At 50.1% G+C, this 26,630-nt stretch carries 21 protein-coding genes; 10 read left to right on the forward strand and 11 right to left on the reverse strand.

Translation table 11 applies throughout. From position 1 onward, the window contains the following. Window positions 1-76 precede the first annotated feature (76 nt). Window positions 77-4,483 (forward strand): DNA-directed RNA polymerase subunit beta', encoded by a 4,407-nt coding sequence (gene rpoC, locus KS4_RS02510; RefSeq protein ID WP_145074168.1) that lies wholly within the window; start codon window positions 77-79, stop codon window positions 4,481-4,483. An 84-nt stretch (window positions 4,484-4,567) separates the two neighbouring features. Here rpoC and KS4_RS02515 read toward each other — a convergent pair whose 3' ends face one another. Beyond that, window positions 4,568-5,338 (reverse strand): SDR family oxidoreductase, encoded by a 771-nt coding sequence (locus tag KS4_RS02515; protein WP_145074171.1) that lies wholly within the window; start codon window positions 5,336-5,338, stop codon window positions 4,568-4,570. Between the two features lie 182 nt (window positions 5,339-5,520). Between KS4_RS02515 and KS4_RS02520 the strand changes: the two genes are divergently transcribed. The 3 genes from KS4_RS02520 to KS4_RS02530 all read left to right on the forward strand — a co-directional run bounded on the left by KS4_RS02520 (window position 5,521) and on the right by KS4_RS02530 (window position 9,359). Then, window positions 5,521-6,123 carry a TetR/AcrR family transcriptional regulator gene (locus KS4_RS02520; RefSeq protein ID WP_145074173.1) on the forward strand — a complete coding sequence of 201 codons (603 nt, stop codon included), beginning with the start codon at window positions 5,521-5,523 and terminating at the stop codon, window positions 6,121-6,123. A gap of 590 nt (window positions 6,124-6,713) precedes the next feature. Beyond that, the gene (locus KS4_RS02525; protein ID WP_200761487.1) at window positions 6,714-7,817 is read left to right on the forward strand and encodes a S41 family peptidase; all 1,104 of its coding nucleotides are present in this window, start codon (window positions 6,714-6,716) and stop codon (window positions 7,815-7,817) included. A gap of 78 nt (window positions 7,818-7,895) precedes the next feature. Beyond that, window positions 7,896-9,359, forward strand: coding sequence for an Ig-like domain-containing protein (locus tag KS4_RS02530; protein ID WP_145074179.1), 1,464 nt, complete (start codon window positions 7,896-7,898; stop codon window positions 9,357-9,359). Window positions 9,360-9,682: 323 nt separating this feature from the next. Here the strand turns inward: KS4_RS02530 and KS4_RS02535 are convergent, their stop codons facing one another. After that, a complete protein-coding gene (locus KS4_RS02535; RefSeq protein WP_145074181.1) occupies window positions 9,683-10,237 on the reverse strand; it encodes a YqgE/AlgH family protein in 555 nt (184 codons plus the stop codon). Between the two features lie 418 nt (window positions 10,238-10,655). Here KS4_RS02535 and KS4_RS02540 point away from each other — a divergent pair, with 418 nt between their 5' ends. After that, on the forward strand, window positions 10,656-12,044 hold the full coding sequence (locus tag KS4_RS02540) for a porin (RefSeq protein ID WP_145074184.1): 1,389 nt from the start codon (window positions 10,656-10,658) through the stop codon (window positions 12,042-12,044). A gap of 123 nt (window positions 12,045-12,167) precedes the next feature. On the opposite strand, the gene KS4_RS02545 is transcribed toward KS4_RS02540, so the two are convergent. Next, complete coding sequence (locus tag KS4_RS02545) at window positions 12,168-13,529, reverse strand: heparan-alpha-glucosaminide N-acetyltransferase domain-containing protein (protein ID WP_145074187.1); 1,362 nt, start codon at window positions 13,527-13,529, stop codon at window positions 12,168-12,170. A 309-nt stretch (window positions 13,530-13,838) separates the two neighbouring features. On the opposite strand from KS4_RS02545, the gene KS4_RS02550 reads away from it, so the two are divergent. Next, entirely contained in the window at window positions 13,839-14,483 is a 645-nt protein-coding gene (locus KS4_RS02550; RefSeq protein ID WP_145074190.1) for a TFIIB-type zinc ribbon-containing protein, read from the forward strand. A 100-nt stretch (window positions 14,484-14,583) separates the two neighbouring features. On the opposite strand, the gene KS4_RS02555 is transcribed toward KS4_RS02550, so the two are convergent. The 4 genes from KS4_RS02555 to KS4_RS02570 all read right to left on the reverse strand — a co-directional run bounded on the left by KS4_RS02555 (window position 14,584) and on the right by KS4_RS02570 (window position 17,657). Next, the gene (locus KS4_RS02555; protein ID WP_145074193.1) at window positions 14,584-15,777 is read right to left on the reverse strand and encodes a PEP-CTERM sorting domain-containing protein; all 1,194 of its coding nucleotides are present in this window, start codon (window positions 15,775-15,777) and stop codon (window positions 14,584-14,586) included. A 425-nt stretch (window positions 15,778-16,202) separates the two neighbouring features. Continuing rightward, entirely contained in the window at window positions 16,203-16,712 is a 510-nt protein-coding gene (locus KS4_RS02560; RefSeq protein WP_145074196.1) for a hotdog family protein, read from the reverse strand. 117 nt (window positions 16,713-16,829) lie between these two features. Next, window positions 16,830-17,213: an acyl carrier protein gene (locus KS4_RS02565; RefSeq protein ID WP_145074199.1), complete on the reverse strand. Its 384-nt coding sequence runs from the start codon at window positions 17,211-17,213 to the stop codon at window positions 16,830-16,832. 54 nt (window positions 17,214-17,267) lie between these two features. Further along, window positions 17,268-17,657, reverse strand: coding sequence for a 3-hydroxyacyl-ACP dehydratase FabZ family protein (locus KS4_RS02570; protein WP_145074202.1), 390 nt, complete (start codon window positions 17,655-17,657; stop codon window positions 17,268-17,270). Between the two features lie 244 nt (window positions 17,658-17,901). Here KS4_RS02570 and galK point away from each other — a divergent pair, with 244 nt between their 5' ends. The 3 genes from galK (at window position 17,902) to KS4_RS02585 (ending at window position 20,707) form a co-directional block, all read left to right on the forward strand. Then, window positions 17,902-19,098 (forward strand): galactokinase, encoded by a 1,197-nt coding sequence (galK, locus tag KS4_RS02575; RefSeq protein ID WP_200761488.1) that lies wholly within the window; start codon window positions 17,902-17,904, stop codon window positions 19,096-19,098. 177 nt (window positions 19,099-19,275) lie between these two features. Continuing rightward, a complete protein-coding gene (locus tag KS4_RS02580; protein ID WP_145074208.1) occupies window positions 19,276-20,145 on the forward strand; it encodes an aminotransferase class IV in 870 nt (289 codons plus the stop codon). 319 nt (window positions 20,146-20,464) lie between these two features. Next, complete coding sequence (locus KS4_RS02585) at window positions 20,465-20,707, forward strand: hypothetical protein (RefSeq protein WP_145074210.1); 243 nt, start codon at window positions 20,465-20,467, stop codon at window positions 20,705-20,707. A gap of 70 nt (window positions 20,708-20,777) precedes the next feature. Here the strand turns inward: KS4_RS02585 and KS4_RS02590 are convergent, their stop codons facing one another. Together KS4_RS02590 and KS4_RS02595 are read right to left on the reverse strand one after the other, a co-directional pair. Continuing rightward, complete coding sequence (locus KS4_RS02590) at window positions 20,778-21,317, reverse strand: hypothetical protein (protein ID WP_145074213.1); 540 nt, start codon at window positions 21,315-21,317, stop codon at window positions 20,778-20,780. Further along, window positions 21,314-23,302 (reverse strand): HEAT repeat domain-containing protein, encoded by a 1,989-nt coding sequence (locus tag KS4_RS02595; protein WP_145074215.1) that lies wholly within the window; start codon window positions 23,300-23,302, stop codon window positions 21,314-21,316. Before KS4_RS02595 ends, KS4_RS02590 begins: the two co-directional genes overlap by 4 nt. 640 nt (window positions 23,303-23,942) lie before the next feature. Between KS4_RS02595 and KS4_RS02600 the strand changes: the two genes are divergently transcribed. Then, the gene (locus tag KS4_RS02600) at window positions 23,943-24,497 is read left to right on the forward strand and encodes a DUF2617 family protein (protein ID WP_200761489.1); all 555 of its coding nucleotides are present in this window, start codon (window positions 23,943-23,945) and stop codon (window positions 24,495-24,497) included. A 203-nt stretch (window positions 24,498-24,700) separates the two neighbouring features. Here the strand turns inward: KS4_RS02600 and KS4_RS02605 are convergent, their stop codons facing one another. Both KS4_RS02605 and KS4_RS02610 read right to left on the reverse strand, forming a co-directional pair. After that, window positions 24,701-25,573: a sensor histidine kinase gene (locus KS4_RS02605; protein ID WP_200761490.1), complete on the reverse strand. Its 873-nt coding sequence runs from the start codon at window positions 25,571-25,573 to the stop codon at window positions 24,701-24,703. Between the two features lie 808 nt (window positions 25,574-26,381). After that, entirely contained in the window at window positions 26,382-26,606 is a 225-nt protein-coding gene (locus tag KS4_RS02610; RefSeq protein WP_145074224.1) for a cold shock domain-containing protein, read from the reverse strand. Window positions 26,607-26,630 lie beyond the last annotated feature (24 nt).

Here is a 26,630-nt window from a genome sequence, read left to right on the forward strand (position 1 = left end):
GTTTCAACTTTTCGTAACCCGAACCTTCGTTCAAAACTGATACCACTAAACGCTCAATGATGGAGTGTTTCAAGATATGGCTGATATAGCTTACGATCGTGTTAATGACTACGCCGCTGTGAAGATCACACTTGCTTCACCGAACGATATCCGTTCATGGTCCTTCGGCGAAGTCAAAAAACCAGAAACGATCAACTACCGTACATACCGTCCCGAAAAAGACGGCCTGTTCTGCGAACGTATCTTTGGACCAGAACGCGACTACGAATGTGCCTGCGGTAAATACAAAGGCACCAAATTCAAAGGTATTATCTGTGATCGTTGTGGCGTCAAAGTCACACACTCCCGCGTACGCCGCAAGCGTATGGGTCACATCAACCTCGCCGCGCCGATCGTCCACATTTGGTTCTTCAAAGCCATACCTTCCCACCTCGGCAACCTCCTTGGAATGAAGACCAGCGACATCGAAAAGGTCGTTTACTTCCAGGACTACGTCGTTACCGAGCCCGGCGACACCCCACTCAAACACCAGCAAGTCCTCACCGAAGACGAATACCGTCAGGCTTACGAGTCCTACGGTGCTGGCTTCCAGGCCATGATGGGTGCTGAAGCAGTCAAAGAACTGCTCTCCCGTATGGACCTCAATGCCGTCGCAGGTGAACTCCGCGCTGACCTTAACAACACTAAATCTAAACAGAAGATCAAAGACCTTTCCAAGCGTCTGAAGATCATCGAGCAGATCCGCCACTCAGAAAACGATCCAGGTTGGATGGTCATGGACGTTGTTCCTGTCATCCCTCCAGACCTGCGTCCACTCGTTCTTCTCGAGTCCGGCAACTTTGCTACTTCCGACTTGAACGACCTCTACCGTCGTATCATCAACCGTAACAACCGTCTCAAGAAACTCATCGACCTCAACGCTCCTGAAGTCATCATTCGTAACGAAAAACGTATGCTTCAGCAGTCTGTCGATGCACTCTTTGATAACGGTCGTTGCCGTCGTCCAGTGCTCGGCTCATCCAGCCGCCCACTCAAGTCACTCACCGACATGATCAAGGGCAAGCAAGGCCGCTTCCGTGAAAACCTTCTCGGTAAGCGTGTCGACTACTCCGCTCGTTCCGTCATCGTCGTCGGCCCCAACCTGAAACTTCACCAGTGTGGTCTTCCCAAGAAGATCGCTCTGGAACTTTACCAGCCATTCATTATCCGCAAGCTCAAAGAGCATGGCCTCGTCGACACCATCAAGTCCGCGAAGAAAATGCTCGAGCGTCGTGATCCTGAAGTCTGGGACATCCTCGAGGAAGTCATCCACGAGCATCCGGTTATGCTCAACCGTGCTCCGACCCTTCACCGTATGGGTATTCAAGCTTTCGAACCAGTACTCGTCGAAGGTAACGCTATCCGCGTTCACCCACTCGTCTGTACCGGCTTCAACGCTGACTTCGACGGTGACCAGATGGCTGTCCACCTCCCACTCTCAGTCGAAGCTCAAGCTGAAGCTTCACTGCTCATGCTCTCACCGCACAACATTTTCTCCCCAGCCAACGGCAACCCCATTATCTCACCTTCGCAGGACATCCTCCTCGGTGCTTACTACCTCACCATGAAACATGGTGGCGGCGAGCCCGATCGCGAAAAGATGATGAAGTTCCACACCCCGCATGAAGCCTTCCTCGCTTACGATCTCAAAAAGATCGAAATGCACGACTTCATCGAAGTCCGCATGCCTGAAGGCCGCTGGGTTGACGTCGTTAACGACCAAAAAGATCAAGCCGTTCCGATGCCGAAAAACCTTCGCATCGTCACCACGGTTGGCCGTCTCCTCTTCAACGAGATCCTCGCTCATGGCATGCAGTTCTATAACTGTGCCCTCGGCTCCAAGGGTTGCTCACGTGTCATCGACGACACCTACGCAATCTCCGGTCGTCCCGCGACCATCGATCTTCTCGACAACATGAAGAACATCGGCTTCAAGCACTCAACAATCTCAGGCCTATCCTTCGGCCTCACCGACCTCCGTATCCCAGAGAAGAAAAAAGAGCTCATCGACAAGACCCAGAAAAAGGTCGACCGCGTCGAGAAAGCATTCATGGCCGGTGCTATCACCGAACGTGAACGTTACAACCAGCTCCTCGACCTCTGGACACACTGTCGTGAAGCCGTCACCAAGGAACTCCTCAAGGAACTCCGTAAGGACCGCCGTGACGAGTTCAACAACCACCTCCCTGTCGACTCCGATGAAGGCAAGCTGTACATCAACCCGGTGTTCATCATGTCCAAAGACGCGTCCGGTGCTCGTGGTAACGTCTCGCAGGTTCAGCAGCTCGCTGGTATGCGTGGTCTGATGTCTAAGCCTTCCGGTGAAATTATTGAAACACCGATTAAGGCTAACGCTCGCGAAGGTCTATCCGTCCTCGAGTACTTCTCATCAACCCACGGTGCTCGTAAGGGCTTGGCCGACACCGCGCTTAAGACCGCTGACTCCGGCTACCTCACCCGTAAACTCGCTGACGTCGCTCAGAACGTCTTCGTCACCGGCGACGACTGTGGTACCCACAAGGGTGTCACCAAGCACGCCATCTATAAGGGTGAAGAAATCGACGTCGCGCTCAGCCAGCAAATCGTTGGCCGTACCGCTCGCGAAACCATCCGCAACCCGATCACCGATCAACTCATTGCGGAAGAAAACGAAATCATCACAGAAGAAGCAGCTCGCGCCATCGAAGGCCTCGGCATCGAGTCCGTCATGGTTCGCTCACCGCTCTCTTGTGATTCATCACACGGTATCTGTGCTCGCTGCTATGGCCGCGACCTCTCCACCGGCCGCAAGGTCGAGGAAGGCCTCGCCGTCGGCATCATCGCAGCTCAGTCCATCGGTGAGCCAGGCACGCAGCTAACCATGCGTACCTTCCACACTGGTGGTGTTGCGACAACCGCAACCATCGACACCAGCTTCCAGGCTTCCACCCCTGGTAAGATCGTCATCCGTGACGCCAACGCTGTTCCAACCAAGGACGAAGACGGCAACGATTGCCTCGTCGCTCTTAAACGTAACGGTGAAGTACTCGTGACCGACGACAAGGGCCGCGAACTTGAGAAGTTCAAAGTCCAATACGGTGCCATGATCCTCGTCAACGAAGGTGACACCGTGAAACGCGGCCAGATCCTCGTTAAATGGGATCCACACCGTACCGTCATCCTCGCCGAAAAAGCTGGTGCCATTCGCTTCGAAGACATCGTCCTCGGCGAAACCGTTCGCGAAGAAAAAGCGGGTGATGTTAAACAGCTCGTCGTCATCGAACACAAGGGTGAAATGCACCCACGTATCGTTATCGAAGACACCGCTGGCAACATCCTCGACTTCCACTACCTGCCTGCGAAGGCTCGTATCGACGTTACAGAAGGTGAAAGCGTCGCCGCTGGCCACCTCCTTGCCCGTCAGCCTCGTGAAGCATCCGGTTCTGCCGACATCGTCGGTGGTCTCCCACGTGTTACCGAGATCTTCGAAGCTCGTAAACCGAAGGAATCCGCCATCATGGCCGAGATCTCCGGTACCGTCGAACTTCGTTCTGACCGCCGCCGTGGTAAGATGACCGTCATCGTCCGTTCCGAAGCTGGCCTCGAAGTCGATCACCACGTCCCGCAGGACAAGCACATGCTCGTCCACACCGGCGACTACATCGACGCAGGCGATCCGCTCATCGACGGCCCACTCATCCCACAAGACATCCTTCGTGTTAAGGGTGAAGAAAACCTCTTCGCTTACCTCATCGACGAAGTTCAGAACGTCTACCGTGCACAGGGCGTCCCCATCGACGATAAGCACATCGAGATCATCGTGTCTCAGATGCTCCGCAAAATCCGCGTTGAGAACCCCGGCGACACCAACCTCCTGCCAAACGAAGTGGTCGACAAGTTCCGCTTCCGTGAAGCAAACGCAACCGTCGCTGGCATGGGCAAGATCAAAGACCCAGGCGATTCCAATCTTCCACTCGATGCGATCGTGTCCAAGAACGAACTCAAGGACGCTGTTGCCGAATGCGAAGCTGAAGGTAAGGTTCCACCGAAGGCTGCCAAGTGTCGTCCTTCCACCGGCCAAACCCTCCTCCTCGGTATCACCAAGGCCTCACTCCAATCCGACTCGTTCCTCTCTGGTGCTTCCTTCCAGGAAACCACCAAGGTTCTCACCGAAGCTGCCCTCGCAGGCAAGCAGGACACGCTCGTTGGCCTCAAGGAAAACGTCCTCCTCGGACACCTCATCCCAGTCGGTACCGGCTTCACCAAGTACACCGGCATGAATGTCATTAAGCTTGCTGAGCCACCATCACAGGAAAAACTTTCCCGTGAAGAGGAACTCGAATACGCAGCCGCTCTCGCAGAAGCAGCCGGCGCCATCACACCCGATCAGATCAAGACGACTGTTGGCGAATCTCGCCTCGTCGCTCAGATGCTCGGCGAAGACGGCAAAAAACGCATGCGATAGTTTTGGCGCCTAATACTCTATTAGAATTAAAAACCCTCGGCTTCTCAGCCGAGGGTTTTCTTTTTTATCCTTGTATAGTTCTCATCACCACTGCATGGCTATCCTCATCTGATTCATCCCGCCATCAGCTTGTATTTCACTGCCAAACATAAACGATGAGTCATCTGAAGCCATAAATAAAGCAGTTTTCGCCATTTCCTCAGGTTCTCCAACGCGTCCCGCAGCAAGAACATTCGCAAATGCTTGTTTGTGCGTATGAATCTGCTCGTCACTCATCCCTGAATTTTCAAGCACTGGTGTATCAATCGGCCCAGGACTCAATACATTGATCCTCGCACCTTTACGCGCAAGGTCAGGCGTCAATGATCTCGCCAATGAACGTATCGCCGCCTTCGTCGCGTTATACAACGAGTAGTTTTCAGCACCCATTTCATCCAGACAAGATGAAACAAGAATCACCGATGCATTATTTGTCAGTAACGGGAATGCATACTGAACCGTAAAGAATGTGCCTTTAAAATTGACATCACTCATCTGATCAAAATCGCTCACACTCACTTCCCCGAGCGGCGTCGTCGGCACAATCCCTGCATTCGCGAACACAATATCAAGCCGACCATATTTTTCTCTAATCATCGAATAGGCGATTTCTAGTGAACCCAAATCAGTTACATCACCGATCACCGCTTCCGATTCGCCGCCAATTTCCGCCAATGCTCGATCCGCTTTCTCCTGACTTCGAGCCAGTATCACAACCGTCGCGCCTTGCTTAGCAAACTCTTTCGCTGTCGCCAAGCCAATCCCACTGTTTCCCCCCGTCAGAAACGCGATTTTCCCATCAAGTCTTTTAGGCATCTTCAAATTCCTTCCATTCATAAATCAATGCATAGCAACAGCATCGCTGCGACACATACAGCATCGCAAACGCTTGATTCAGAATTTAATGCTCATTAAAACGCTATATCACGATTGATATTTTGTAGCGTACGTTATAATACTAGAGGCAGCAGATTTGATGTCAAGGAGTTTTGTAACGAATGGTACAAAAAAAGGTCGGCAGACCTCGTAATTTTGATATGGATACAGCCCTTGAGGCCGCTGTAAATGTCTTTTGGGCCAAAGGTTACGATGGGTCTTCCATACGTGACCTCACTGACGCGATGGGTATTAATAGCCCCAGTCTTTACGCCGTTTTCGGGGATAAGCACAGCCTTTACCTCAAAGCCATCGAACGTTACACAACTAACGATGCCTGCGAGCCGCTTGTCGCCTTCGAGTCCGAACCCGACATCCATAAAGCTGTTCGCGCCCTCATGAACGCCGCCCTCGACTACGCCACGCAAAAAGGTGATGGCCGTCTCGGCTGCTTCCTCGGTTCATGTGTTGCCACCAACGCCGGCTCCGTTGAAGGTGTTAAAGAGCTTCTTCAGCAAGCCATCCTCGCAACCGATCTTCGCATCGCCAAACGCTTCGATCGGGAAAAAAGCAAAGGCAACCTGCCCGGCGATTTCCCCTCACTACAACGTGCTCGCCTCATGCTTGATTTGCGCCAAGGTCACGTACTCCGCGCAAGAGCTGGGCTCGACCGTCAATCCATGGCTGAAGATCTCAATCACCGTGTACAGATTATTCTTGATTAATCACGAGGCACTCATCAATTCATGGTTTCCGTTGGTCATATTGGATTCACTTTTTAGATATTCGAAAATGTGGTAGTTGTGCAAAGGACGATTTATTTTCTCCGCGCGTATAGATGTCTGGAGCATATTCAATTGATCGTCAATCCGATACAACATGAAAATTATCCGGCGCGCACAAACGTGAAATTTCGCTTTTCGCACTTGCGCGGAAAAATACTTTTCTCGTCAAAGCTTGAGCATAGTTAATCATTGTTGATGGTTTTTAAGAGAAAACGTAGCTGAAAAGATACAGGCAAACCCCCGAAAATCGTTTTTTGTGCGCACAAACACGCCGCGAAATGTAAAACTGTGCGCGCGTTCTGTTGCGTTGTTCTACGAAGAAGAATCAAAAAACCAAATAGATTCAGTTAGTTGATTTGAACAATATAGCTTGCAATACGTCTTTAATAGAGTGATATTGAAATGATCAGAATGCCTGTGTGATTGATGTTTTATTGAATACTTCTTCATGATCCGCAATGATTGAACTTGTGTTGCGTCTTATAGATAGAGGTTGTTCAATAGGACATCATTTTTTACGGGGTATTCAGATGCTTAGCCGTACATCAGTTTTAGTGTTATTCATTATTTTTCAAACACTTACGCTTTATGCTGCCGATGCGCCCGCTCAGGCAATTCAACCAAAAGATAAGCTAGTTCAAAAGGTTGAGGTTCTCACTTCCAAACGGCAAATCCAAGCGTGGCAAAAGCTTTCGATTCTGCTTCAAACAAAATACGCCTACCGTGATCAACACAACATTGATTGGCAATATCTTTGCGACATGATGATGAGCGATGTGGAGGGCGTAACCACAAGAAAACAAATGATTTCCGACATGCGCTGGTTGCTCGCACAAGCCCGCGATTTACATCTTTCCATCATCAATCACGATCAGCGCATCAGCACATCCACGAGTTTTGTAGAAGACAATTCAAACATCAGTTGGATCATCGACACGCTCAGCGATGTTCGTAAACACAAAAACATTGTCTCCGGCATCACAATTGAAGGATACGGTTACATTTATGTTCCCTCTCTATCCGGGAATATTAAACAGCAGGTCAATGCTTTTTATCAAGCCGTTGAGCATGTCAAAGATACGCCGGGTGTGTTTCTTGATCTACGAGTTAACGGGGGCGGCGATGAACTCATGGCGCGCGGGATGGCTGGTTGTTTTATCAAAGGCAAATTGCCGTATGCGAAGAATATCAGTGTTGATCCTTCATCGAAAAGTGGTTTTACACCTGTTTTTACTCGCTGGTTCAAGCATGATGTGAGTGGGCCGTATTACGATAAACCGGTCGTTGTGCTCATGGGACAGCGGTGTATGAGTTCGTGTGAGGCGTTACTTCTGATGATGCGTGCAGCGCCGAATGCGACGCTGCTGGGTGATCGATCACGCGGTTCGTCGGGAAATCCGCGGCGTTATGAGTTGATGAATGGTTTGTTCGTGGTGTTGCCTTCGTGGCAGGCAATGACGCTGGATGGTGAGTGTTTTGAGGGTGTGGGGATTGAGCCGGATGTGTATGTGGCATCGAGGCCGGAGGAGTTTCGGAATTACGACCCTGTGTATGAGGCGGCGGTTGTTCACATGATGAACCGGTTAGAAAGTGAAGAAGATGTTGTAGTGACGGATGCGGTGAGTGATGAATAAAATGCTTTGAATATAGGGGTATGGCGGCTGGTTTTGTTTTTGAATGTACTGTAATGCATGTCATGAAAGGGCAATGAGATGAGAATAGGCTTTCGTTGGATGTTGAGTTTAATGATGGTGTTGGGTGTGATGGCGAGTACTTGGGCGGCTGCGCCGCGGGTGGTGAGTACGACGCCGAAAGCTGGGGATCAGCATGTTGATCCGAATCTGAAAGAGATTGTGATCAAGTTTAATGTGCCGATGGGGAGGGGCAGGTCGATGACGGGGGGCGGGGAAACGTTTCCGTTTATCGATGGGAAGCTTACATGGCGTGACAATAAGACGTTTGTGGTGCCGGTGAAGCTGCTTCCGGGCAAGGAGTATTATTTTGGGGTGAATAGTCCATCACATCGAAATTTTAAGAGTAAGGATGGGGTGAGTGTGAAGTGGACGAAAGTGCGGTTTAAGACTCGGGAGGCGAAGTCTGGGGAGCAGGTGAATACGGTTGAGGATGTGAAGGTTCCGGAGTTGCCAAAGGTTGTGAGTATGACGCCGCGGAATGGTGATATGAATGTTGATCCGAGCTTGAAAGAGATCGTGATTAAGTTCAATGTGCCGATGGGGAAGGGCAGGTCGTTTACAGGTGGTGGCGAGACGTTTCCGCCGTCGGCAGGGAAGATTTACTGGAAGGATGATAAGACGTTTGTGCGTCCGGTGAAGTTGGAGCCAAACAAGAAGTATTATTTTGGGGTGAATAGTCCGTCGCATCGGAATTTCAAGAGTGCTGATGGTGTGAGTGTGCCTTGGACGAAGGTGAATTTTCGGACGGGTAAGGCGCGTGATGGGGTGGAACAGGTTGAGTCGGGGCAGTATGAGCAGGGTGATGTGAGTACGGGTGTGCCGAAGATTGTGAGTATTACGCCGAGGAATGGTGCGCGTGGTGTTGATCCCATGACGGATGAGATTGTAGTGGTGTTTGATCAGCCGATGGGTAAAGGGTTTGCGTTCCCGAAGTTTGGTGACGATGCGCCGAAGGGTGTTGAGCGGCCGGTATGGCGGGATGAAAAAACGATTGTTTGGAAGGTAAAGTTGGAGCCGAGCAAGGGGTACAGGTTTGGCGTGAACTGGAAGCAGTTTAATTCGTTTAGGAATGAGGATGGGGTGCCTGTGAAGGATACGATGGTGCGTTTCTGGACGGGGCGTGAGAAGCGTGGGGATGATGGAAAACAATCGAAGGTTAAGAAAGCGAATGCGCCGAAGATTGTGAGCATGTCGCCGTCGAATGGTGAGATAGATGTTGATCCCGCGACGGATGAGATCGTGATTGTGTTCGATCAGCCGATGAGCAGCGGGTATTCATTTCCGCAGTTTGGTGACGATGCGCCGGAAGGTGTGGATCGGCCGGTGTGGCGAGATGAGAAGACGATTGTGTGGAAGGTGAAGTTGGAGGCTGGGAAGGGATATCGGTTTGGCGTGAACTGGGGGAAGTTCAATTCGTTTAAGAATAAGGAGGGGGTGCCGGTGAAGGATACGAAGGTACGTTTCTGGACAGCGAAGAAATAAACCTGATTGGTTCGTTTTAGAACGCCTTGCGAGAATACTCACTCGTTGACCAGTAAGCCGTTGCAGTAAAAACACTTCTCACGTGAGCCTGCTTCCGATTGTTTTCGCAGGACATGTAGGACGTCATGATGCAACTTGCTCTAGTATTGTAAAGACCCTTATTTTTAAGGGTTTTTTAATTGGATGGATGGGTGAAGAGGTCGTTGTGTGTATGGGGCATTATGAGCCGCATTGATTTGAGCGACACGCCACGGCCGGGGGGCGTGCGCTTGGAGAAAATTAATGAATATTCTTGGGACGACGATCGCTATTTAGTGGGAGACTTAGTTGAGGTTGGGGTCGGCGTCAAAGAGTTTGGGGTTTTGGTAGAGGGTGGCTTGCGAGGGGTTGATTGCTCGGAGGGTCTCTATCCACTGGTTAGCGTGATCTTCTTCAAAGATGATTTCGGGTGTTGCTTCTGCGGTGACCCATGAACCGACTTCGAGTTCTTCTTCGAGTTGAAGGGCGCTCCAGCCAGAGTAGCCGGTGAAGCATTTCATGTGTCCGCGGTGGTGTTCGAGGAGCCAAGTGATTTCTTCAGGGTCGGTGGTGAAGAAGACGTTTGGGATGACGGGTTGCGTGCCGTAGATGGGGTTGTTGTGGAGGATCATGAGGGGGCCTTCGCAGGGGCCGCCGAGCATGAGCGAGCCGTCGTAGTTGGAGGTGGAGGGTGAGACGTTGGCCCAGAGTTCTTTGAAGTCCACGTCGAGTTCACGGTTGAGGGTGAGGCCGAGTGCGCCCTGGTCGTCGTGTTGAACGAGGAGGGTGAGGGTTTGATGGAAGTTCGGGTCGAGCATGTCGGTGTTCGAGATGAGGATTTGGCCTTGGCGAGACTGCATGTGTGGGCTCTGCTCCTGAGAGGAAAAGGTTGGGAAATTATAGGGGGAATTGATGCATGATAGATGAGAAAGGGCTGATCAGAAAGCGAGGAATAGGTTGATCGTGGGGCGGTATGAGCAATATTAGAAAAGCCAAGCACATAATAAGACTATTTATTCCGAAGATACTTGCGGAAAGCTTGCAAAACCGCAGAATATGTCCAATCAGGGCAAATACTTACTTGTTTGTACTGATTAATGATCAGTTAGTGCATTTGTGAAGAACGGTTTGCTGAGTAGGCTGCTGAGGAGATATGGCAGCGGCCGGAGTGTGTAGAGGGTGGGATGTGCTGGGGAGGGGGAAGGCAGACAGGTTATATCACAAAGCCTAGTTCTATGGATTGTGTTTACCAGGGCGGGACATAGGAGTTGTGTTTACATGTCAAGGTTATTTAATCGCCTCGCGGCGTCGGCTGCGATTGCGCTATCGGTCGGTTCGTTTGTGCAGGCTGAAGGCCAAGTAGAGGTGATGAGTGGTCAGATTCAGCAGTTTGAAAAACGGATTGCAGAGCTCGAGCGTCAGCAGATTTCAGATGAATTAACGTCACGCCAGACGCAGCAGGTTAAGGATCTGATTGCGGATGTTTTGGCGGATGCGGAAACGCGGAGCAGTTTGTTGCAGAGCAGTGTGCTGGCTGGGAATGAGAACGGGAAGTTTTTCATTCGCTCGGCGGACAATGATTTTTATATGAACATTGGTGCGCATTTACAGATTCGATATTACTACAACGTGATGAATAATCGGCCGAAGTCGAAGGGCGGGGACAAGATTAGCGAGTTTCAGGTGCGGCGTGCACGGTTGATCTTCAAAGGGCATGTGGTTGATCCACGGTTCCAGTACCGGTTGGATGTCGGCACGAATCCGTATAACGGTTCGAGTGTGATGGAGCTTGCGTTCTTTAAGGTGCAGGTGACGGATGATTTTGCGGTATTAGGTGGGCAGTGGCAGTTGCCATACTTGCGTGAGGAGTTGACGAGCCTTGCACGTCAGTTGACTGTTGCGCGTGCGTCTGCAGCGGAGTATTTCACGCTGGATGCTGGGACGGGGTTGCAGTTCTATTACAACATCAATGACAACGCGAAGTTTACTGGTGCGATCAGCAACGGTGAATATGCAGCTTATCCGAATGACTACAACGGCTTTGGTGAGAATGTGTTTGATTATGCGCTCACGAGCCGGTTGGATATGAAGTTAGCGGGTGATTGGCGCCAGATTTATGATCGGGTTTCATGGTCGGGGACAGGGATGTCAGCGTTCTTAGGGGCGGCGGTGCATTATGAGAAGGGGTTTGAGAACGATGCGATTATTGATGAGGATTTGGATTATCTGGCGTGGTCGGTTGATGCGATGTACAAGAACAAGGGGTTGATGCTTGAGGGTTCAATGAATGGTTCGCATGTATTGAATGCGGACGAGACAACGTTTTTGGGGGACCCGCTGGCTGATGCTGTGGGTGTGGTGTTGCAGGCGGGTTTTATGGCGACAGAGAAGGTTCAGCCGTTCGTTCGTTATGAGTATTTTGATAAGGATTCAAAAGGCTTTGAGGCGAATCAGGGCGTGACGGTGGGTGCGAATTACTTTATTAACAAGCACAATCTGAAGCTGACGAGTGATGTGGTTTACTTCTTTGACGGTACGGCCCCGGGGATGAACCCGTTTGGTAATGATCCGATGAGTGGGGCGCTTGGTTTTAGTGCTCAGCCGGGTCAGGATTTCAGTCAAGATCCGATGATCGCTTGGCGAACGGAATTTCAAATTGCCTTCTAATTGGGCATTAGATAAATGCTTGTGTTTTTAATGTGACATTGAAACGTCATATGGATATATGAGAAAACCGCGGCTTGCGTCGCGGTTTTTATTTTATGTTTACTTTGGTTTTGTTGAGGTTGATTAGAGTTTTAGGCGCAGGCCGCGTTTGGCAATGAGTCCAGTGAGGGCGACGACGAAGAATGCGAAGACGATGGATTTTGTGATGCCGATGTAGGGTTGTGCGAGTGGGACTTGTGATCCGAACCACGAGGCGGATTCGGAGCCGAGGCTGAATGGTGAGTAGCGATTGGGATCGGTGAGTTTGTCGGAGATGGAGAAGATTTTGTAAAGGACTGGGGCGAGCATGTAAGCGAAGAGTGGGTTGGAGCCAGCGGGGCCTACGAGGAATGTCCACTTTTTGTAGTTGCAGAGATCGATGATGATGTAGAGGTGCATCCAGATGAAGACGGTGATGGCAGAGCAGAAGAGACACCATGAGAGTGTGGCTTGGGGTTTGTTGATGCCGTAGGAGGGGTAGGCGATGAGGCCGGCGATGGCGAGCAGGGAGGCGAAGATGAAGGCGTAGGAAAGACGTTGCTGAGGTGATTGGATTTTGGAGGATTTGAGGAAGATGGTGCCGAAGAGAATGCCGGTCATGGTGATGGCGGCTTGGGAGCCGATGGTTTCACCGGTGAAGCGGAAGTTGAACCAGAGGGGTTGGTTGTTCCAGGTAGGTTGCCAGGTGAGTGGTGATGCGGGGTCGCCGGAGAATAGGAAGTTGTCGCCGGTGCGGTAGAGGACGTAGACACCGTAAAGGGCGGCGGTGGCGATGATGAGTAGGTATGGATTGTTTCTAACAATAAGATAGAGGAGTGAGCAAACGAGGTATGCCCAGCCGATGAGCCCGAGGATGCCCCACCAGCGTGGCTCGATGGGCTCGCCTTTGTATCGGTAGATTGTGGAGAGGTAGAGGATGGCGATGATGCCAAGGATGCGGAGTGTAAGTGAGATGATTTGTCCGCGTTTTGTAGTAGTTTGGACGTGATGCCAAACGATGAAAACACAGGTGTAGGTGGCAAATGACCAGAGGTTAGGAAGGATTTTGATGAGGGTTGAGTTTTGTGGATCGATGAAGTGGAATTTGATTTCGGTGGGGCCTGCGACGGTGAGAATGCCGAGGACGATGAGTGAGAGTGAGCGGATGAGGATGTGTGAGAGGAGTTGTGGGAGTGAGTTGCTGGTGAGGCGTTTGGAGAAGGCGAGGGGCATGGACATGCCAACGATGAAGAGGAAAGCGCCGAAGACGATATCAGGGAGCATCATGCCGTTGCCGTAGAAGTGTTTGAGGAAGGTGGGTGTTTGCGCGACGCTGGCGACATCGTTGACGAAGATCATGAGTAGGATGATGAGGCCACGTGTGACATCGAGGGATAGGATACGCGGTGATTGGGATGAAGATAGCGCGGGTTGACTGGTGGCTAACGATGTGGTGATAGTGCTCATGTATCGGTCTTTCGGTATACGAATAAAACAGTAGGCGATAACCGTTGCTCGACCACACGATCCCAAGAAATTGCCATACCGGGCAGGGCGCTATTTTAAGGTGAAATGATGGGAATGATAAGCGTAATGTGATGGGTGGTTGTATGTTTTGCAGGATTGGGAGATGAAGGGTGAGAAAAGGCGTAAATGTGCCTATAAATATGCTATATTTGATGGAAAGATTTATTTGAAAATTGAGTTGAATGGTATTGTTGCTTTAATTTTTGTTTTGATTCTCAGGGGTTCGGGATGAATAGACGGGAGTGAAATATGGCAAGGTTTAGTTTTACTTCGGCTCGTAAGTGTCCTAAGTGCATGATTCACGATCTTAAAGAGCTGGAAGTTAAGAAGCGTAATATCAAGATTGATCAATGCCCGTCATGCCAAGGGATTTGGTTTGATGCGAACGAGTTGGATCAGGTGCTTGGGGCAACAGGGCTGGGCGAGGTTGGTGCGTCTGAGAAGGTATTGTCCTCGTGTAAATGCCCGGCTTGTCAAACGAATTCGATGTGTGAATTGATGTTTCCTGAGACGATGGTGAAGGTGGATATTTGCGGTCGATGTCATGGCGTGTGGTTGGATGGCGGTGAATTTGATGAGATACGCGCAGTACTGAAGAGGAAACGCGATACGGAGCGAGAAGCTGTGATCGCGTCCACACAAAAGACAGTAGGAACATCCTCTATTGATCCATTAGATGAAGAAACACCGCCGCGGGAGGTTCATGTGCCATCGCATATTCGTGATGAGAATCATAAGCTGCGACAGACGTATCAGTATGATGACGATGCGATGCGCCGGAACGAGTATCGAATGGATGATAGGCTCAGTAGCAATCGACGTAAAAATCGAAATGAATCGAAGACGAGCCGCTTTTTTGATTTTCTCGAAGATGTCTTCGATGTGTTTACATAAACGAGAACAGATTGTATCGATTGGGTATTAAAAAAACCCCGCGAAAATGCGGAGTTTTTGCAACTGTTGTATGTCAATACATACGGATTTGGTGTTGAGGTTATTTACGGCGACGTTTGCCGAGGATGAGCAGGCCTGCTGCGCCGAGGAGAGCCATGGACGCTGGTTCAGGGACTGCTGCGAATGTATAAACGTCGAGACGTTCATCGCCGAATGATACAACGAGGAGGGTGCCGTTGCCTTCAGCGTCAACGTCGTACATGATCTGCTTGGTGTCGTTCTGCCATGCTGCGCCGATACCGTCTTCCGCGCCGGTGAGTTCAATTTGCGAGAGGCCGTCGACTGAGCCATCGAGGTTTGCGAGATAAACGTTGTTTGCGTCAATGCTGCGGCTGGAGCCGGTGGAATCGGTGACTTCGGTCGTGCCTCGCAGTGTATAAGCGATCAGGTCAGAGTCGCCCGCGTCTTCGACGATATCAACGGAAACCCAAACGTTATTGTCCGCTCCGTACTGAAGTGCGTTTGTGACACCTGCACCGGAATCATCAAGCTTGCGGTAACCATTGCCATCACCATTGAGGTTGCCGACAACGATACCTTGGAAGGTTGCGGCTGTAACATTACCATCGGAGTCGAAGGAAACTGAACGCCATGCTGTGCCGGTGGCTGGATCGTAAATGATGGCTTTGTGAGTATCGCCTTCTTGCTCGGTTAGTGTGTCTTTGTTGAGTTGGAATATGCGGCCTTGGCTGTACTGAACATAGCTGATGTTGTCAGCATTGGGGTTATAGTCAATGGTGAGTGGGCGGCCTGGCGCGTTGACTTCAGTTTCGAGTGATGGGGTGTCGCCTGAAACATCATATTTGCGGATGTAGGAAGAACTGGTTGTACCGTTGTCGTTCGCAAGGTAGAGCGCATCGTTTGCATAGACCATTGAATCGATACCACGGAAGCCGCTGACGTCGAATTTGATACCAAGGTCTGTAACCGTGACGTTGCCTGTGCCGGTAACATTGCTGACTTTTACAACACCAACGGAGCCATCGCTTGAGCTATTGTTGTAGCCGCTGATGTAGGCGTTTGTGCCATCAAATGCGAGTGATAGTGGGCTGTTACCGTTGCCTGCGAAGCCAACGGTGCTATCGGGGGCGCCGCCGATGAAGTATGGGCTGAGGTCGATGGCTTGGCTGTGTCGGAGTGCTGTTTGTGCAGCGTTGACTTGTGCTCCGATCGCGAATGAGCTGGCGATCATAAAGGTGGCTGCAGTGCATTTGGTCATCGTTGTAAGTCTCATGTTTCTCTCCTGGTTTTTGGGGCGGCAATATTCAGAATAGAGGCTTGCCGATATCAGTAAAAAGTTAATTCATATGAAAACAAATAGAATTTTGGTTGTTTATTGTTGTGATTGTTTAGGCGTGCTGCGAATCATGTATTTGAGGTGACTGGATGAGTCCGAAGGTACGACGTAATTAAATGTATCCAATAGGTTACAAATACAAGGTAAGCGATAATGAACGAAAGTCAAAGGCTTTTTAAGATAGATATAGGTGTGATGTGACACGATTGGCTGTAAGTATCGAATAATTAGATAGTTAAAATATTCGCAAAAAGTTGCCTTTGGGGTGCAAATGGTCGGTTGGATATGGTGGCGAAGTTGTCTAGCTATAGAAAAACGCCAGTCGTAACTGGCGTTGAAGGGGCAATTGATTGTGCTGGGATTTACTCGACTTCGACACCAGATCGTTTGAGCAGGTCGATGAACATGCCCGTGAAGACGAAGTTGTGTTCGGGAAATTCGAGGCCAGCCATGTTGTGATCGATGTGTGAGAACATGAGGGAGATTTCGGCGAGTGGCTTGGTTTCGCCTGTTGCGGGATCAATGAGTTCAGTGACACCTTTTGCGGAAGCGCCGCTTTTGCCGAAGTTTTCCATGGTGGCGGTATGGCGGATGGTGTAGCCGGGCTTGGCAACACTATGGAAGGTTGCTCGGGTGATTTTGGCGAGTAGGACTTTTTCTTTGAAGTCGCTGGCGTGTCCAACCATGATGCCTGCGGTCTGGGCCATCCCTTCAATGATCAGGGAGTTAGGCATGACGGGCATGGCGGGGCGATCATCCGTTGCGGGGAAGTGGTCGTGGACGACTTCCTCGGCAGCGGAAACGTTTTTGATAGTCACGCATCGCTGCGCTTTTTCGATTTCAACGATTCTGTCAATCCAGATCCATCGCATATTAGTCTAATCACCTGTTAGAGCTTGTGTGGCGGTTGATTTCAGGTTCGGTATATAAACCAACAGCAAGACACTTTCATGTCCTGCTGGGGTTTTTATCGTAGATCCACCGATTGATCAGGCAGCGAGCTTGCCTTCGATGAACTTGCAGACAGCATCGACGGTGAAGACGTTGGAGAAGTCTTCAACCTTGCGGCTGCTGTCGAATTCGTCGAGGTTCGCGTGAGGCATACGGCTCTTGAGTTCGGCCATGCCAGCATCGGTGACTTTGCCGTCTTGAACGAAGTTAGGATCGTTGAGGACGCTATCTGGGAAAAGCTCAGACTGTTCGATCTTGACATCGAAAGCCTTTTCGAGGCGGAAGACGATATCGAGGAAGTCGATTGATTCTGCGCCGAGATCGCCAACGAGGGTTGCTTCAGGCGTGACTTCATCGTCGTCTACGCCGAGTGCGTCTTCGAGTACTTCCTGTACCTTTTCGAAAATTTCTTCCTGAGTCATTATCCAGTCTCCAAAATTACTGTTTGCTTTTGACAGTTGTCTTGAGCTTCGTTTTTATTCGGCCTGATCCAATGGGATCAAAGTAAATCGGCCTTTCACAGCCACCTGCCCGTCGACTGTGCCGACGCCGGTGAAATCATATTTATCTTGTTCAGCTTTTTTGAGGGTGACTTCGACCTCAAGTGTCTGCCCCGGTTTGACCATGTTGCCATATTTAAGGTTGCGCACTTCTTTGACAACCAGCGGCATCGTTGGGCTTTGGGGCAGGGCATCGGTAAGCTTGCGACCAGCCTGCACGAGTGTCTCCAGCATCATCACACCGGGCAGCACGGGGAAGCCAGGGAAGTGATCGCCGAGATATTCTTCGGCGCTCGTGACCGTTTTGAGGGCACGGATGTTATTCTCTTCTAATTCGATCACCCGATCGATCAGTTCAAATCGCAAGTTTCAATCCTTATATAGCCAATTGGAGCATAAAGCATGGTTGGCTTGGCGGTTATGTGTTGCCGAATCGTCATCTGGCATGTGCTTGGAGCAGGTCGAGCCGGTTACGCACATAGCATATTTGTCGGTTCACCTACAATACATTGGTTGGCACGGAGGATGCGATTTAACGGATTTAAAATGCGAGTTTAGCCGCGAAAAGGCCAATTCGCAACATCATAACAACTTGGATATCATGTCGCTCATGACCGCTAACGCAATGATTCAGGCTCAATTATCCTCGCTTTGCGATCAGTTCTCTACCTTTTTTAAAGAGGCGCCGACGCATGCTGCGATCGCACCCGGTCGAGTCAATCTGATTGGTGAGCATACGGACTACAATGATGGCTTCGTTTTGCCCATGGCAATTGAGCGCCAAACGCTTATGGTTGCCAGCTTTAGAGATGATGATCAGGTTCATCTTAAGTCCACAGCGTTCGATGAAAAAGCGATCTTTTCACTCTCATCAAACATCCCTACGGGTGAACCCACATGGTCGAATTACTTGCGTGGGCCGATCTCGTATTGCCTTGAAAAAGGCATCACGCCCCCATCAGGCTTCAACGTTTTGCTTGATTCTACGGTCCCGGGTGGCGGCGGACTTAGCTCATCAGCTTCACTCGAAGTAGCGATGGCAACACTGGTTGAGACGCTAGCAGACAAAAATCTGGATCCAGTCCAAAAAGCGCTCATCTGCCAGAAGGCTGAGCATATTTATGCTGGCACACCCTGCGGCATCATGGACCAGTTCATTTCGGCGATGGGCCAAGAAGGCTCAGCTTTGCTGATTGACTGTCGATCGCATGAGACCACACCAGTAAAGCTTGATGACCCCAACATCGTCATCATCATCACTAACTCGAATAAAGCACATGAATTGTCGGGCGGTGAATATGCGGAGCGTCGTGAGCAGTGTGAATCTGCCGCACGCACACTCGGCGTCAAAGCATTACGCGATGCGACCTTAGATCAGCTCAAGGATGCTCGCGAGAAGCTTGATCCTGTAACTTATCGCCGCGCATTACACATTATTACGGAAAATCAGCGTACACTTGAGGCCGCATCAGTGCTGAATAATGGCAATTTTCTTGCGATGGGGCCTCTAATGTTCGCATCGCACGAATCCATGAAGAATGACTTCGAAATCACTACCCCTGAACTGGATCTGCTCGTGACGCTTGCCGCTGATATGGCAGAGCAGGGCGTTATCGGTTCGCGAATGACTGGTGGTGGCTTCGGTGGCTGTACCGTCACGCTCGCTTACGCTGAGTACGCGATGCCGATCATGAAGTCGCTTTGTACGCGTTATCGTGAGCAAACCGGCATCGAGCCATCTGCCTTCATCACCCGCCCAGCAGCTGGTGCACGTCCGCTCACGGTGACCCAATACACTTCCATGTAAACCTGTGATCTTGAATATCCATGAATCCGTACGAATTTCGTTCAGGTTTTGTCTGCTGCGCTGCCGAGGATCTCTTTGAACCCCCATTTGAATCAGACTCCTTAAAAGTTATATAATCATGGTCTGAGCCCAAGCCATTCGCCCGGCATCAATAACCAACAATAAAGGCATGTCACTATGAGCCAGGATTCAATTGTCTATCTCAACGGCCAATACATCTCAAAATCTGACGCGAACTTCCCCGCTGAAGAACGTGGCACCCTCTTTGCCGAAGGTGTTTATGAAGTGGTCCGTATCTACGCGGGCAAATCTTATGAAATGACGCCGCACCTTGATCGCCTTGAGCGTTCGCTCGGCAAAACCGAGATGGCAAAGCCTGCGGATTTTGATCGTATCCCCGAAATCACAGAAGAACTCGTTAAGAAAAACAACCTTCCTGATTCCATCGTGTATGTTCAGATCACTCGCGGAGCAGCCCCACGTACGCAGCGCGGCTACGAAAACCTCACCTCCACACTTTTCCTCGTCGCCTATCCAGCCGCTACATTCGACCCCGCCGCAGCGATGCCAACCATGACCTGTGCTTTCGTCGACGATATCCGGTGGCATATGTGTGACGTCAAGACCGTCATGCTCATGCCCAACATCATGGCCGGCAACAAAGCCGTCGAAGCCGGCGCAGACGATGCGATCATGCATCGTTCAGGCACCGTCACCGAAGCAACCGCTGCAAACGCATTTGCTGTCAAAGGTGGCGAAATTTTTACTCACCCCGCTAACAATCTCATTCTGCATGGCATCACCCGCGCAACTGTCATCAAACTCGCGAAAGAACTCAACTACACCGTCGTTGAAAAAGCACTCACCACCAGCGATTTCGCAAAGGCTGACGAAGTTTTCGTCTCAGGCACGACCAAGCACGTGACTGCCATCACATCCATCGACGGCCAGCCGATCGGAAGCGGCTCTTACCCTGTTGCAGAAAAACTTCACCAAGCTTTTACTGACCGTGTTGTTTCACTCTGTGATATTGCTCAAAACGCTTAATTGCTAGCTTAAAACCCACAATATGAAAAGTTACAGCCCGCTTATGCGGGCTTTTTTATTGATCATCGCGGCCTTGTATTCATGAATCAAAAAATATCCACATAAAATCGACAATGAAGTGTTTAGTCGAACCGAAATCATACGGTTTACCGTCACGCAAACATCGTACTTTTCACATCTTCCGAAGATTTTATCCCTATTTTTATAGTGTTTTGTTTAAACGGTTTACCAAGTGATAGCTTTACAGCCTCATCGCGATACCTACACTTACCATCTGATTTATCGAGCCTGTGTGTAATCGATACTGGGTGATATCGCGATGCGCAAACAATCTAAAGCCATTATTTTTCTGGTTAGTTACTTCATATGTATCTCACTTGTGCAGTTTGCTGCCGCACGCATGATGCCTAGTCCAAATGTGATTGAGCGCATCGAGCACGCTAAAACACTGATTGCCATTTTAGATATGAACGCTCACCTGATTACAGCCGACGAGCGTGAACGATTGCTCATCAATAATGGTGTTTATAGTGATTGGGCAACCGTTGGTATGAGAAAATAGCTGCCGCCTAATTGTTGATTAGGTCATTTGTAAGAGCTGACGAATATATCAACCCTAGCAATCGATTTGATTATCCCGCAAGCTTTAATGCTTCCGCGATCGCTGCCTCATGTTCTTTATCATTCAAGCCATCATTCAGGTCTTCACTAAAAGAAAACCCATCAAACAGCTTTGCCCCAAGCACTTCAATCGCCGCTATAAATTTATCCGGCTTCTGGATACCGCATGCCTCAATATAAACATGTGCATGTACTTGTAGAGTTCCCGATGACATCATCAAGGCCAATGGTGTCGCCAGCCCAGTATATTTCGCGATCTTTCTCAACAATAACAATTCCCTCGTCTTCAATCCCATCTGACGCCCAACCTTATAAAACACCCCCATCGGCTGCGACCGGTTGTCGCGGGATCGCCACCAGCGAATCACACCAAGCAAACCAAACAACATCAAAACCGCGCCGCCAGCCAGCATGAGCAACCGCATGTCAAGCTTAGTATCAATGCCGTTATCGCGGATGTTCTTCCCCACTTCGCTCGATAAGACGCGTTCTACCGCTTTTTGTGCAGCTTCGTTTGCTTGTCCTAATATTAATAGTTTGCCGCTCATCATGACGCGCTTTCCTCCGTCACAAAAGCTTCGCTCGCTCCAGCCTCGTCTTCCGTCAATCCCAGTTCACCAGAATCATTCATCATGCGCATCAACTCTCGTACGACGCGATCCGCACGCTCTTGAACAATCTGCTCCGGATCACTCACAGACATTTCGACGACATCCTTTGCGACTTCCACCAATCCCAATACTTCAACCAGCCATAGCGCGCTGACGCGGTGTGAAGCTCGGTTGTCAATCAACATCCTTCGCAACTCAACCAATGCATCTTCCGGCCGATTTTGCATCAACACACCAATCGCATTCGCACGCGATCGGTTCGCATCATCATGTGTAAGCCCCATTAATCGTGCAATCACTTCAGGTGTCTGGATCGCTGCAACTGCTTCAATTGCGTTGGCTCTCACGCGGTCATCTGTATGGCTCAGTGATGTTTCAATTATCTTGGCCGCCTCGTGACTTTCGACTGTTCCTAAAGCCTTGACCGCACTCGCCCGTACTTGATTATCCATGTGATAAGTGAGTTGAATCAGTTTGCGCTCAAAGAAATCACCCTGTCCCAGAAGATCTATCATTGAAATAGAGCGCAGCTTAGTCTGTACATCAGATTTGCGTAACATCTCATCCAAATATACATGGAATCGCGGTGAAATCTTAATCAGTGCTCTGCCCGCTGCCATGCGTTTTTTGTGATCCATCTTCGACCAGTGATCCCAGAGCCGTTTGAATCCCAACGGCCCAAGGTGTCTGCCAGCCAAATGACGCACACTCTCATGTTCAGAATTCACCACACTTGCCAAAATTTTAGCAAGCCCCGAATACTTACATCCAATCAGATGCCATAACGCAATCCTCGCCACCTGTTCATCACGATCCATGCTAAACTCAGCGATCGCATCATGAACCGCCTCGCAAGGGCCGTGTTTTGATTCCTCTTGCGCGATTCGCAGCAAGATTCGCAATCCCATCAAACGCAACCCAGTATCATCCCACCTTGTTAGCTGCTTTAATTGCTCAACCTTCTCTAACCATCGCATAGGAATCAAGTCTAACCATGTAACCATGCCCCGTCGCTGATGCTCATTCATCCCCTCCATCGCGACCCAGCCGGGCCATAACCCCTCGCAGCTCCGCAATAATTCCAGTTTGTCACGCACTCGGCCCATCTCGAGCATTTCCCAATGATCCAGATAATCCTTAAACCGTCCTATCGCAATAGCTTGTTTAATACCATCTAACGCAGCATTAGATAATGTGCTGATTCCCATCATCGCAAATGTCGCCCGCCGAACTTCTACATCATCCCCCTGGCGTAGCAGACTCTGTATCGGGCCCACCGCCGCATGGCCGCGTACACTCAATACATGCGATGCTTCACTCATCCCTTTGCTGATCAGCCCGCACATCGCCACCAACACACCCGGATGCATGTGCGAGTCATACAACACGACCGATTCATCGACGACCTTCTGTAGATATGCCGCGCTCTCGGGCTCGATCGTCCCACCAATACCATGTCTTGCGCCAACACAATCCTTCGCCAGTTCAACAAATGTGTACGCCGCCGCATCACGCAGGACATCCGTGCCATGTCGCAGCTGCTCGCCAACCAAATAACTCAACCGTGTTGCCTTTGCCTCACGTACGATATCCAACACATTCGCCGGCCCCTCCGTATTTCGCCTGCTCGCCGCTTGGCGCAACGGCGTAAACAGTCGATTCACCATCCCCAGAATCCGCCCCTTCATCACATCCGGCAGCCGATGGTAATACAGAATCATCCCCAGAATCCCCTCCCCGCGCCGCCGTTTCAAGATCTCATTGCACAGTACCATCAACTCATCGCCGCTCGCCGTCCCCAGCGCAGCAGCCATCGCGCGGTCAACAACCACATCCTCCACACCCTGGACCGCTTCCATGACTGCCGTGTTACTCGCCATCCGTGCTTCTCGCTCAGCATGGCCAAGCGATTTTTCCTTCCTCAAAAACAATATCAGCGACCCGAAAGCCGCCTAAAACCGGTTTAAGCACCCACCTGTCCCGACCTTGCCGAGGCCTTTGCCCCAGTTTTGCACCAAATGTCCCCTGCAGGGCTCTTTTGTGCCCATTTTGCGTGCATATCAGAGCTGTTTTTCAAGAAAACACCCCAAAAATGACGCCATAAGACATTCTTGACGTAAGCCCCTATCGGCTCCGTCGCATCCCAACTCACCCCTCTGTCTTCCCTGTTTTATCGGCCATACCCAGTCCGAAAACCCAAAATCAGCCGCAAAAACAGAACGCTAACACAAAAAACCCTAAAAAAAGCTGAAAAAGGGGGTTCTCAAGGGAAACCCCATCGCTATAATCGCACTCGTAACATGAGTAAGCGTATCAACAAATTCAGGTTTTAGCTTACTGTCAGACTTGTCTACTATTGGGCATTGAATCGTGCTTCCGTCTGTTGGCCATGCCAACCCCACCTCGACGGTCACGGATCGCAGTCTTTTTCGATCCAAGCATCCTTCAATGACATACGCCCATAGACACTCCGCCTGGCAGTACAGCCATACGAGTGTCGAACCCGACCTGAATATTCAAAATTTGGTTTGCAGAATCCCTAACTTATTTACTGAGGGTTTTACTATGAGTGCTAGTCAGAAGACTACCAGCGCGCAGGTTTACCGCCTGATGCTCTACAATCGTCCCATGCACCCCGAGCTCTTTGATCTCTCCGCTCGCCGTATCGAACGTCACGGTGACTACGAAGTCGAAGCTTGGATCACATCCATCGGACATACCGTACGTTTTCAGTACGATGACCAGGTCATGACCGAAGCGGTTATCGATCGCGGCGATCATCTGCCCGAAAAAGGCCTAGTCCACGCCGTCCCATGTATCGGCGAAAAAGACTACGAGCGAGATTCGGAAGAAAACGGCATCGGTTTCATGACAACCATCCAAACCGAATCACTGACCGAGAACCTCTTCATGGCTACGCTCCGTGAAATGCAGGACTTCGCTCACGAAACCGGCGCCCTCTGCCGCGAGTGGACCGCACACAACGGCATACCCTGCCTCACAGTTCTCGATACTCAAAAGTACCGCAAGGAATTCCACTTCCAGTCATACCACCTACTCGGCGGTTGCTGCAATATCCTGCGTACTCAATCTATCTTCGAGATCAACGAAGATTTCTAATCAGACATTAGCTTAGCCGCATGCCGCGACCGCAATATTCTTGCATCGCCGCAGCGCCCAGAGGATTTCTGCAAACATACCCTCGAAAAGCAAATTTTGAATACCAAATAAGAAAAACGCTGCTCTCAATGGGCAGCGTTTTCTTTGTTTATCAAATTTCAGTACTGATCTAACAATAGAATAGGTGATTTACTTTGAATGTTTTAGCTATTTATATCTTCTCGCGGCAACCGAATCGCAAAATCCGTTCCTCTTCCTGCCTCCGCATGAACTAATAGCTCGCCGCCATGCTCTTCCGCAATCCTCCTCGATGTCGGTAGCCCCAAGCCAGACCCGCCTCGTTTCGTCGAAAAGTATGGCTCAAACACTCGCTTCATCACTTCATCACCAATCCCCGGCCCGGTATCCGTCACATGTATCGCTAGCCCTTTTTTACCCGACACTTCTTCATTCTCTGTTCGGATCATCAACTCGCTTGCTCCGCCATGATCTCCGCCCTTCTCCTTGGCTTCCGTCATCGCCTGAACCGCGTTGATCATCAAATTTAACAACGCCTGCTTCAGCAGCTTTCCGTCAACACTAATCTCACTTGGCTTCGCCAAAAGCTGCGTCCGCAAATGCACCCCACATTCCTCCGCTTGCGGCCCAAAAAAATCCACGAGTTCTTCAATCAGTGCATGAACATCTGTCTCTGCCGCTTCTAGCTTCATCCGACCCGCAAAACGCAAAAAATCCTCCAAGATGTCTTTCAATCGCTGTGTTTCTCTCCCTAATGCACCAAACACTCGCTGTACCCGCGCAATCTTGTCGTCCGTCTCCATCCCGCTTGGCAATTCGCCGACCAGATCATCCAAATCTTCATGAAGTAATTGCAAGTTCAAACCAATGGTCGATAGTGGGTTTTTGATCTCATGCGCAAGCCCGCTTGTCATACGGCCCATTTCCGCCAGCCGCTCGCTACGCCTCACTTGCTTCATCACCTCGCGCGTTTGTTTATTCGCACGCAGCGATAATTGCCGCGCCACCGCTCCCATTAGCAGCACGCCAAGCACGAATCCAATTGTCAGCCATAGCATTATCATCCCAAAAGCATAACCGCAATCACTCAGACCGTCATGCCCATATCCATCGCCTCTAGAGCAAGTTGCATCATGACGTGCCACATGTTCAGCGAAACAATCGGAAGCAGGCTCCTGTGATAAGCGTTTTTTACCAAACAGCCCACTGGTTAACGAGGCAAGTCATTTCGCAAGACGCCCTAGAGTCTTCGCGATGAGCGCATAACAAAACCCCTCCAGAGGGGGCTTCTCATGAATCCACTGTTAACAATTTAAAAAGAAATGAAAAGTAAGCATGCGACAGATTGAAAAACTACCACATACAGGAATATATCCTGTTCGCGAGATCGATAAGCCGCTCTCATAGCGGTACATCTTTCACCTGTCGCATGCTCACACATTCTGCAACATTGCATGGGTGGTGTATTAAGTAAAACGTATGACCACATTGATGCTTCTCGTCTTTTGGTAAACCAAAAGTCAATCGCCAAGCATGCACTCAAAAATGCTCTCGCTGCATGTCGTTCATGGACAATGACAGCTCTGAAGAAGCAAATTCTCGTATCACGCTTCAATGCAGCGTCGTTTTGTCAATACACTGTACCGAAAATCTCTCATCATTGATCTCGCTTCGCTCTCGCCAGTGTTCGCGCTCTCCCGAACAAATCAATCTCGCAAAGCTCGTCAATCAATCATGATTTTGATATTCAGCACATTAAAGCAATATGCCCCTGATCCCCCGATCATCATTTAGTCAAAACCACTTTGCTTCGCGGTTTATCACGACCAAATCACAACCCTAAAGATCAAGCCTCATCCAACATGACTACTGAGCAGCAACCTTTTCTTTTGCTCGCTCAACAGTCCGAGCCTGCCAGCCTTTATCTGACTCGACCAGCTCATAGTCCACTGCCTCGCCATCCTTCAGCGAACGGAAACCGTCACCCTGAATTTGGCTGTAGTGAATGAACACGTCTTGACCCTCTGGGCCATGAATAAATCCATAGCCTTTTTTAGGGTCAAACCACTTTACCTGACCACGAGTTGACATAGCATAAGTCTCCTCATGAAGGTC

It is taken from the genome of Poriferisphaera corsica, from assembly GCF_007747445.1.
GTDB lineage: Bacteria > Planctomycetota > Phycisphaerae > Phycisphaerales > Phycisphaeraceae > Poriferisphaera > Poriferisphaera corsica.

Bases quoted from the DNA above. Each gene is read 5' to 3' on its own strand.
- rpoC (WP_145074168.1), top strand. From the start codon at position 77: ATGGCTGATATAGCTTACGATCGTGTTAATGACTACGCCGCTGTGAAG.
- KS4_RS02515 (WP_145074171.1), bottom strand. From the start codon at position 5,338: ATGCCTAAAAGACTTGATGGGAAAATCGCGTTTCTGACGGGGGGAAAC.
- KS4_RS02520 (WP_145074173.1), top strand. From the start codon at position 5,521: ATGGTACAAAAAAAGGTCGGCAGACCTCGTAATTTTGATATGGATACA.
- KS4_RS02525 (WP_200761487.1), top strand. From the start codon at position 6,714: ATGCTTAGCCGTACATCAGTTTTAGTGTTATTCATTATTTTTCAAACA.
- KS4_RS02530 (WP_145074179.1), top strand. From the start codon at position 7,896: ATGAGAATAGGCTTTCGTTGGATGTTGAGTTTAATGATGGTGTTGGGT.
- KS4_RS02535 (WP_145074181.1), bottom strand. From the start codon at position 10,237: ATGCAGTCTCGCCAAGGCCAAATCCTCATCTCGAACACCGACATGCTC.
- KS4_RS02540 (WP_145074184.1), top strand. From the start codon at position 10,656: ATGTCAAGGTTATTTAATCGCCTCGCGGCGTCGGCTGCGATTGCGCTA.
- KS4_RS02545 (WP_145074187.1), bottom strand. From the start codon at position 13,529: ATGAGCACTATCACCACATCGTTAGCCACCAGTCAACCCGCGCTATCT.
- KS4_RS02550 (WP_145074190.1), top strand. From the start codon at position 13,839: ATGGCAAGGTTTAGTTTTACTTCGGCTCGTAAGTGTCCTAAGTGCATG.
- KS4_RS02555 (WP_145074193.1), bottom strand. From the start codon at position 15,777: ATGAGACTTACAACGATGACCAAATGCACTGCAGCCACCTTTATGATC.
- KS4_RS02560 (WP_145074196.1), bottom strand. From the start codon at position 16,712: ATGCGATGGATCTGGATTGACAGAATCGTTGAAATCGAAAAAGCGCAG.
- KS4_RS02565 (WP_145074199.1), bottom strand. From the start codon at position 17,213: ATGACTCAGGAAGAAATTTTCGAAAAGGTACAGGAAGTACTCGAAGAC.
- galK (WP_200761488.1), top strand. From the start codon at position 17,902: ATGACCGCTAACGCAATGATTCAGGCTCAATTATCCTCGCTTTGCGAT.
- KS4_RS02580 (WP_145074208.1), top strand. From the start codon at position 19,276: ATGAGCCAGGATTCAATTGTCTATCTCAACGGCCAATACATCTCAAAA.
- KS4_RS02585 (WP_145074210.1), top strand. From the start codon at position 20,465: ATGCGCAAACAATCTAAAGCCATTATTTTTCTGGTTAGTTACTTCATA.
- KS4_RS02590 (WP_145074213.1), bottom strand. From the start codon at position 21,317: ATGATGAGCGGCAAACTATTAATATTAGGACAAGCAAACGAAGCTGCA.
- KS4_RS02600 (WP_200761489.1), top strand. From the start codon at position 23,943: ATGAGTGCTAGTCAGAAGACTACCAGCGCGCAGGTTTACCGCCTGATG.
- KS4_RS02605 (WP_200761490.1), bottom strand. From the start codon at position 25,573: ATGCTATGGCTGACAATTGGATTCGTGCTTGGCGTGCTGCTAATGGGA.
- KS4_RS02610 (WP_145074224.1), bottom strand. From the start codon at position 26,606: ATGTCAACTCGTGGTCAGGTAAAGTGGTTTGACCCTAAAAAAGGCTAT.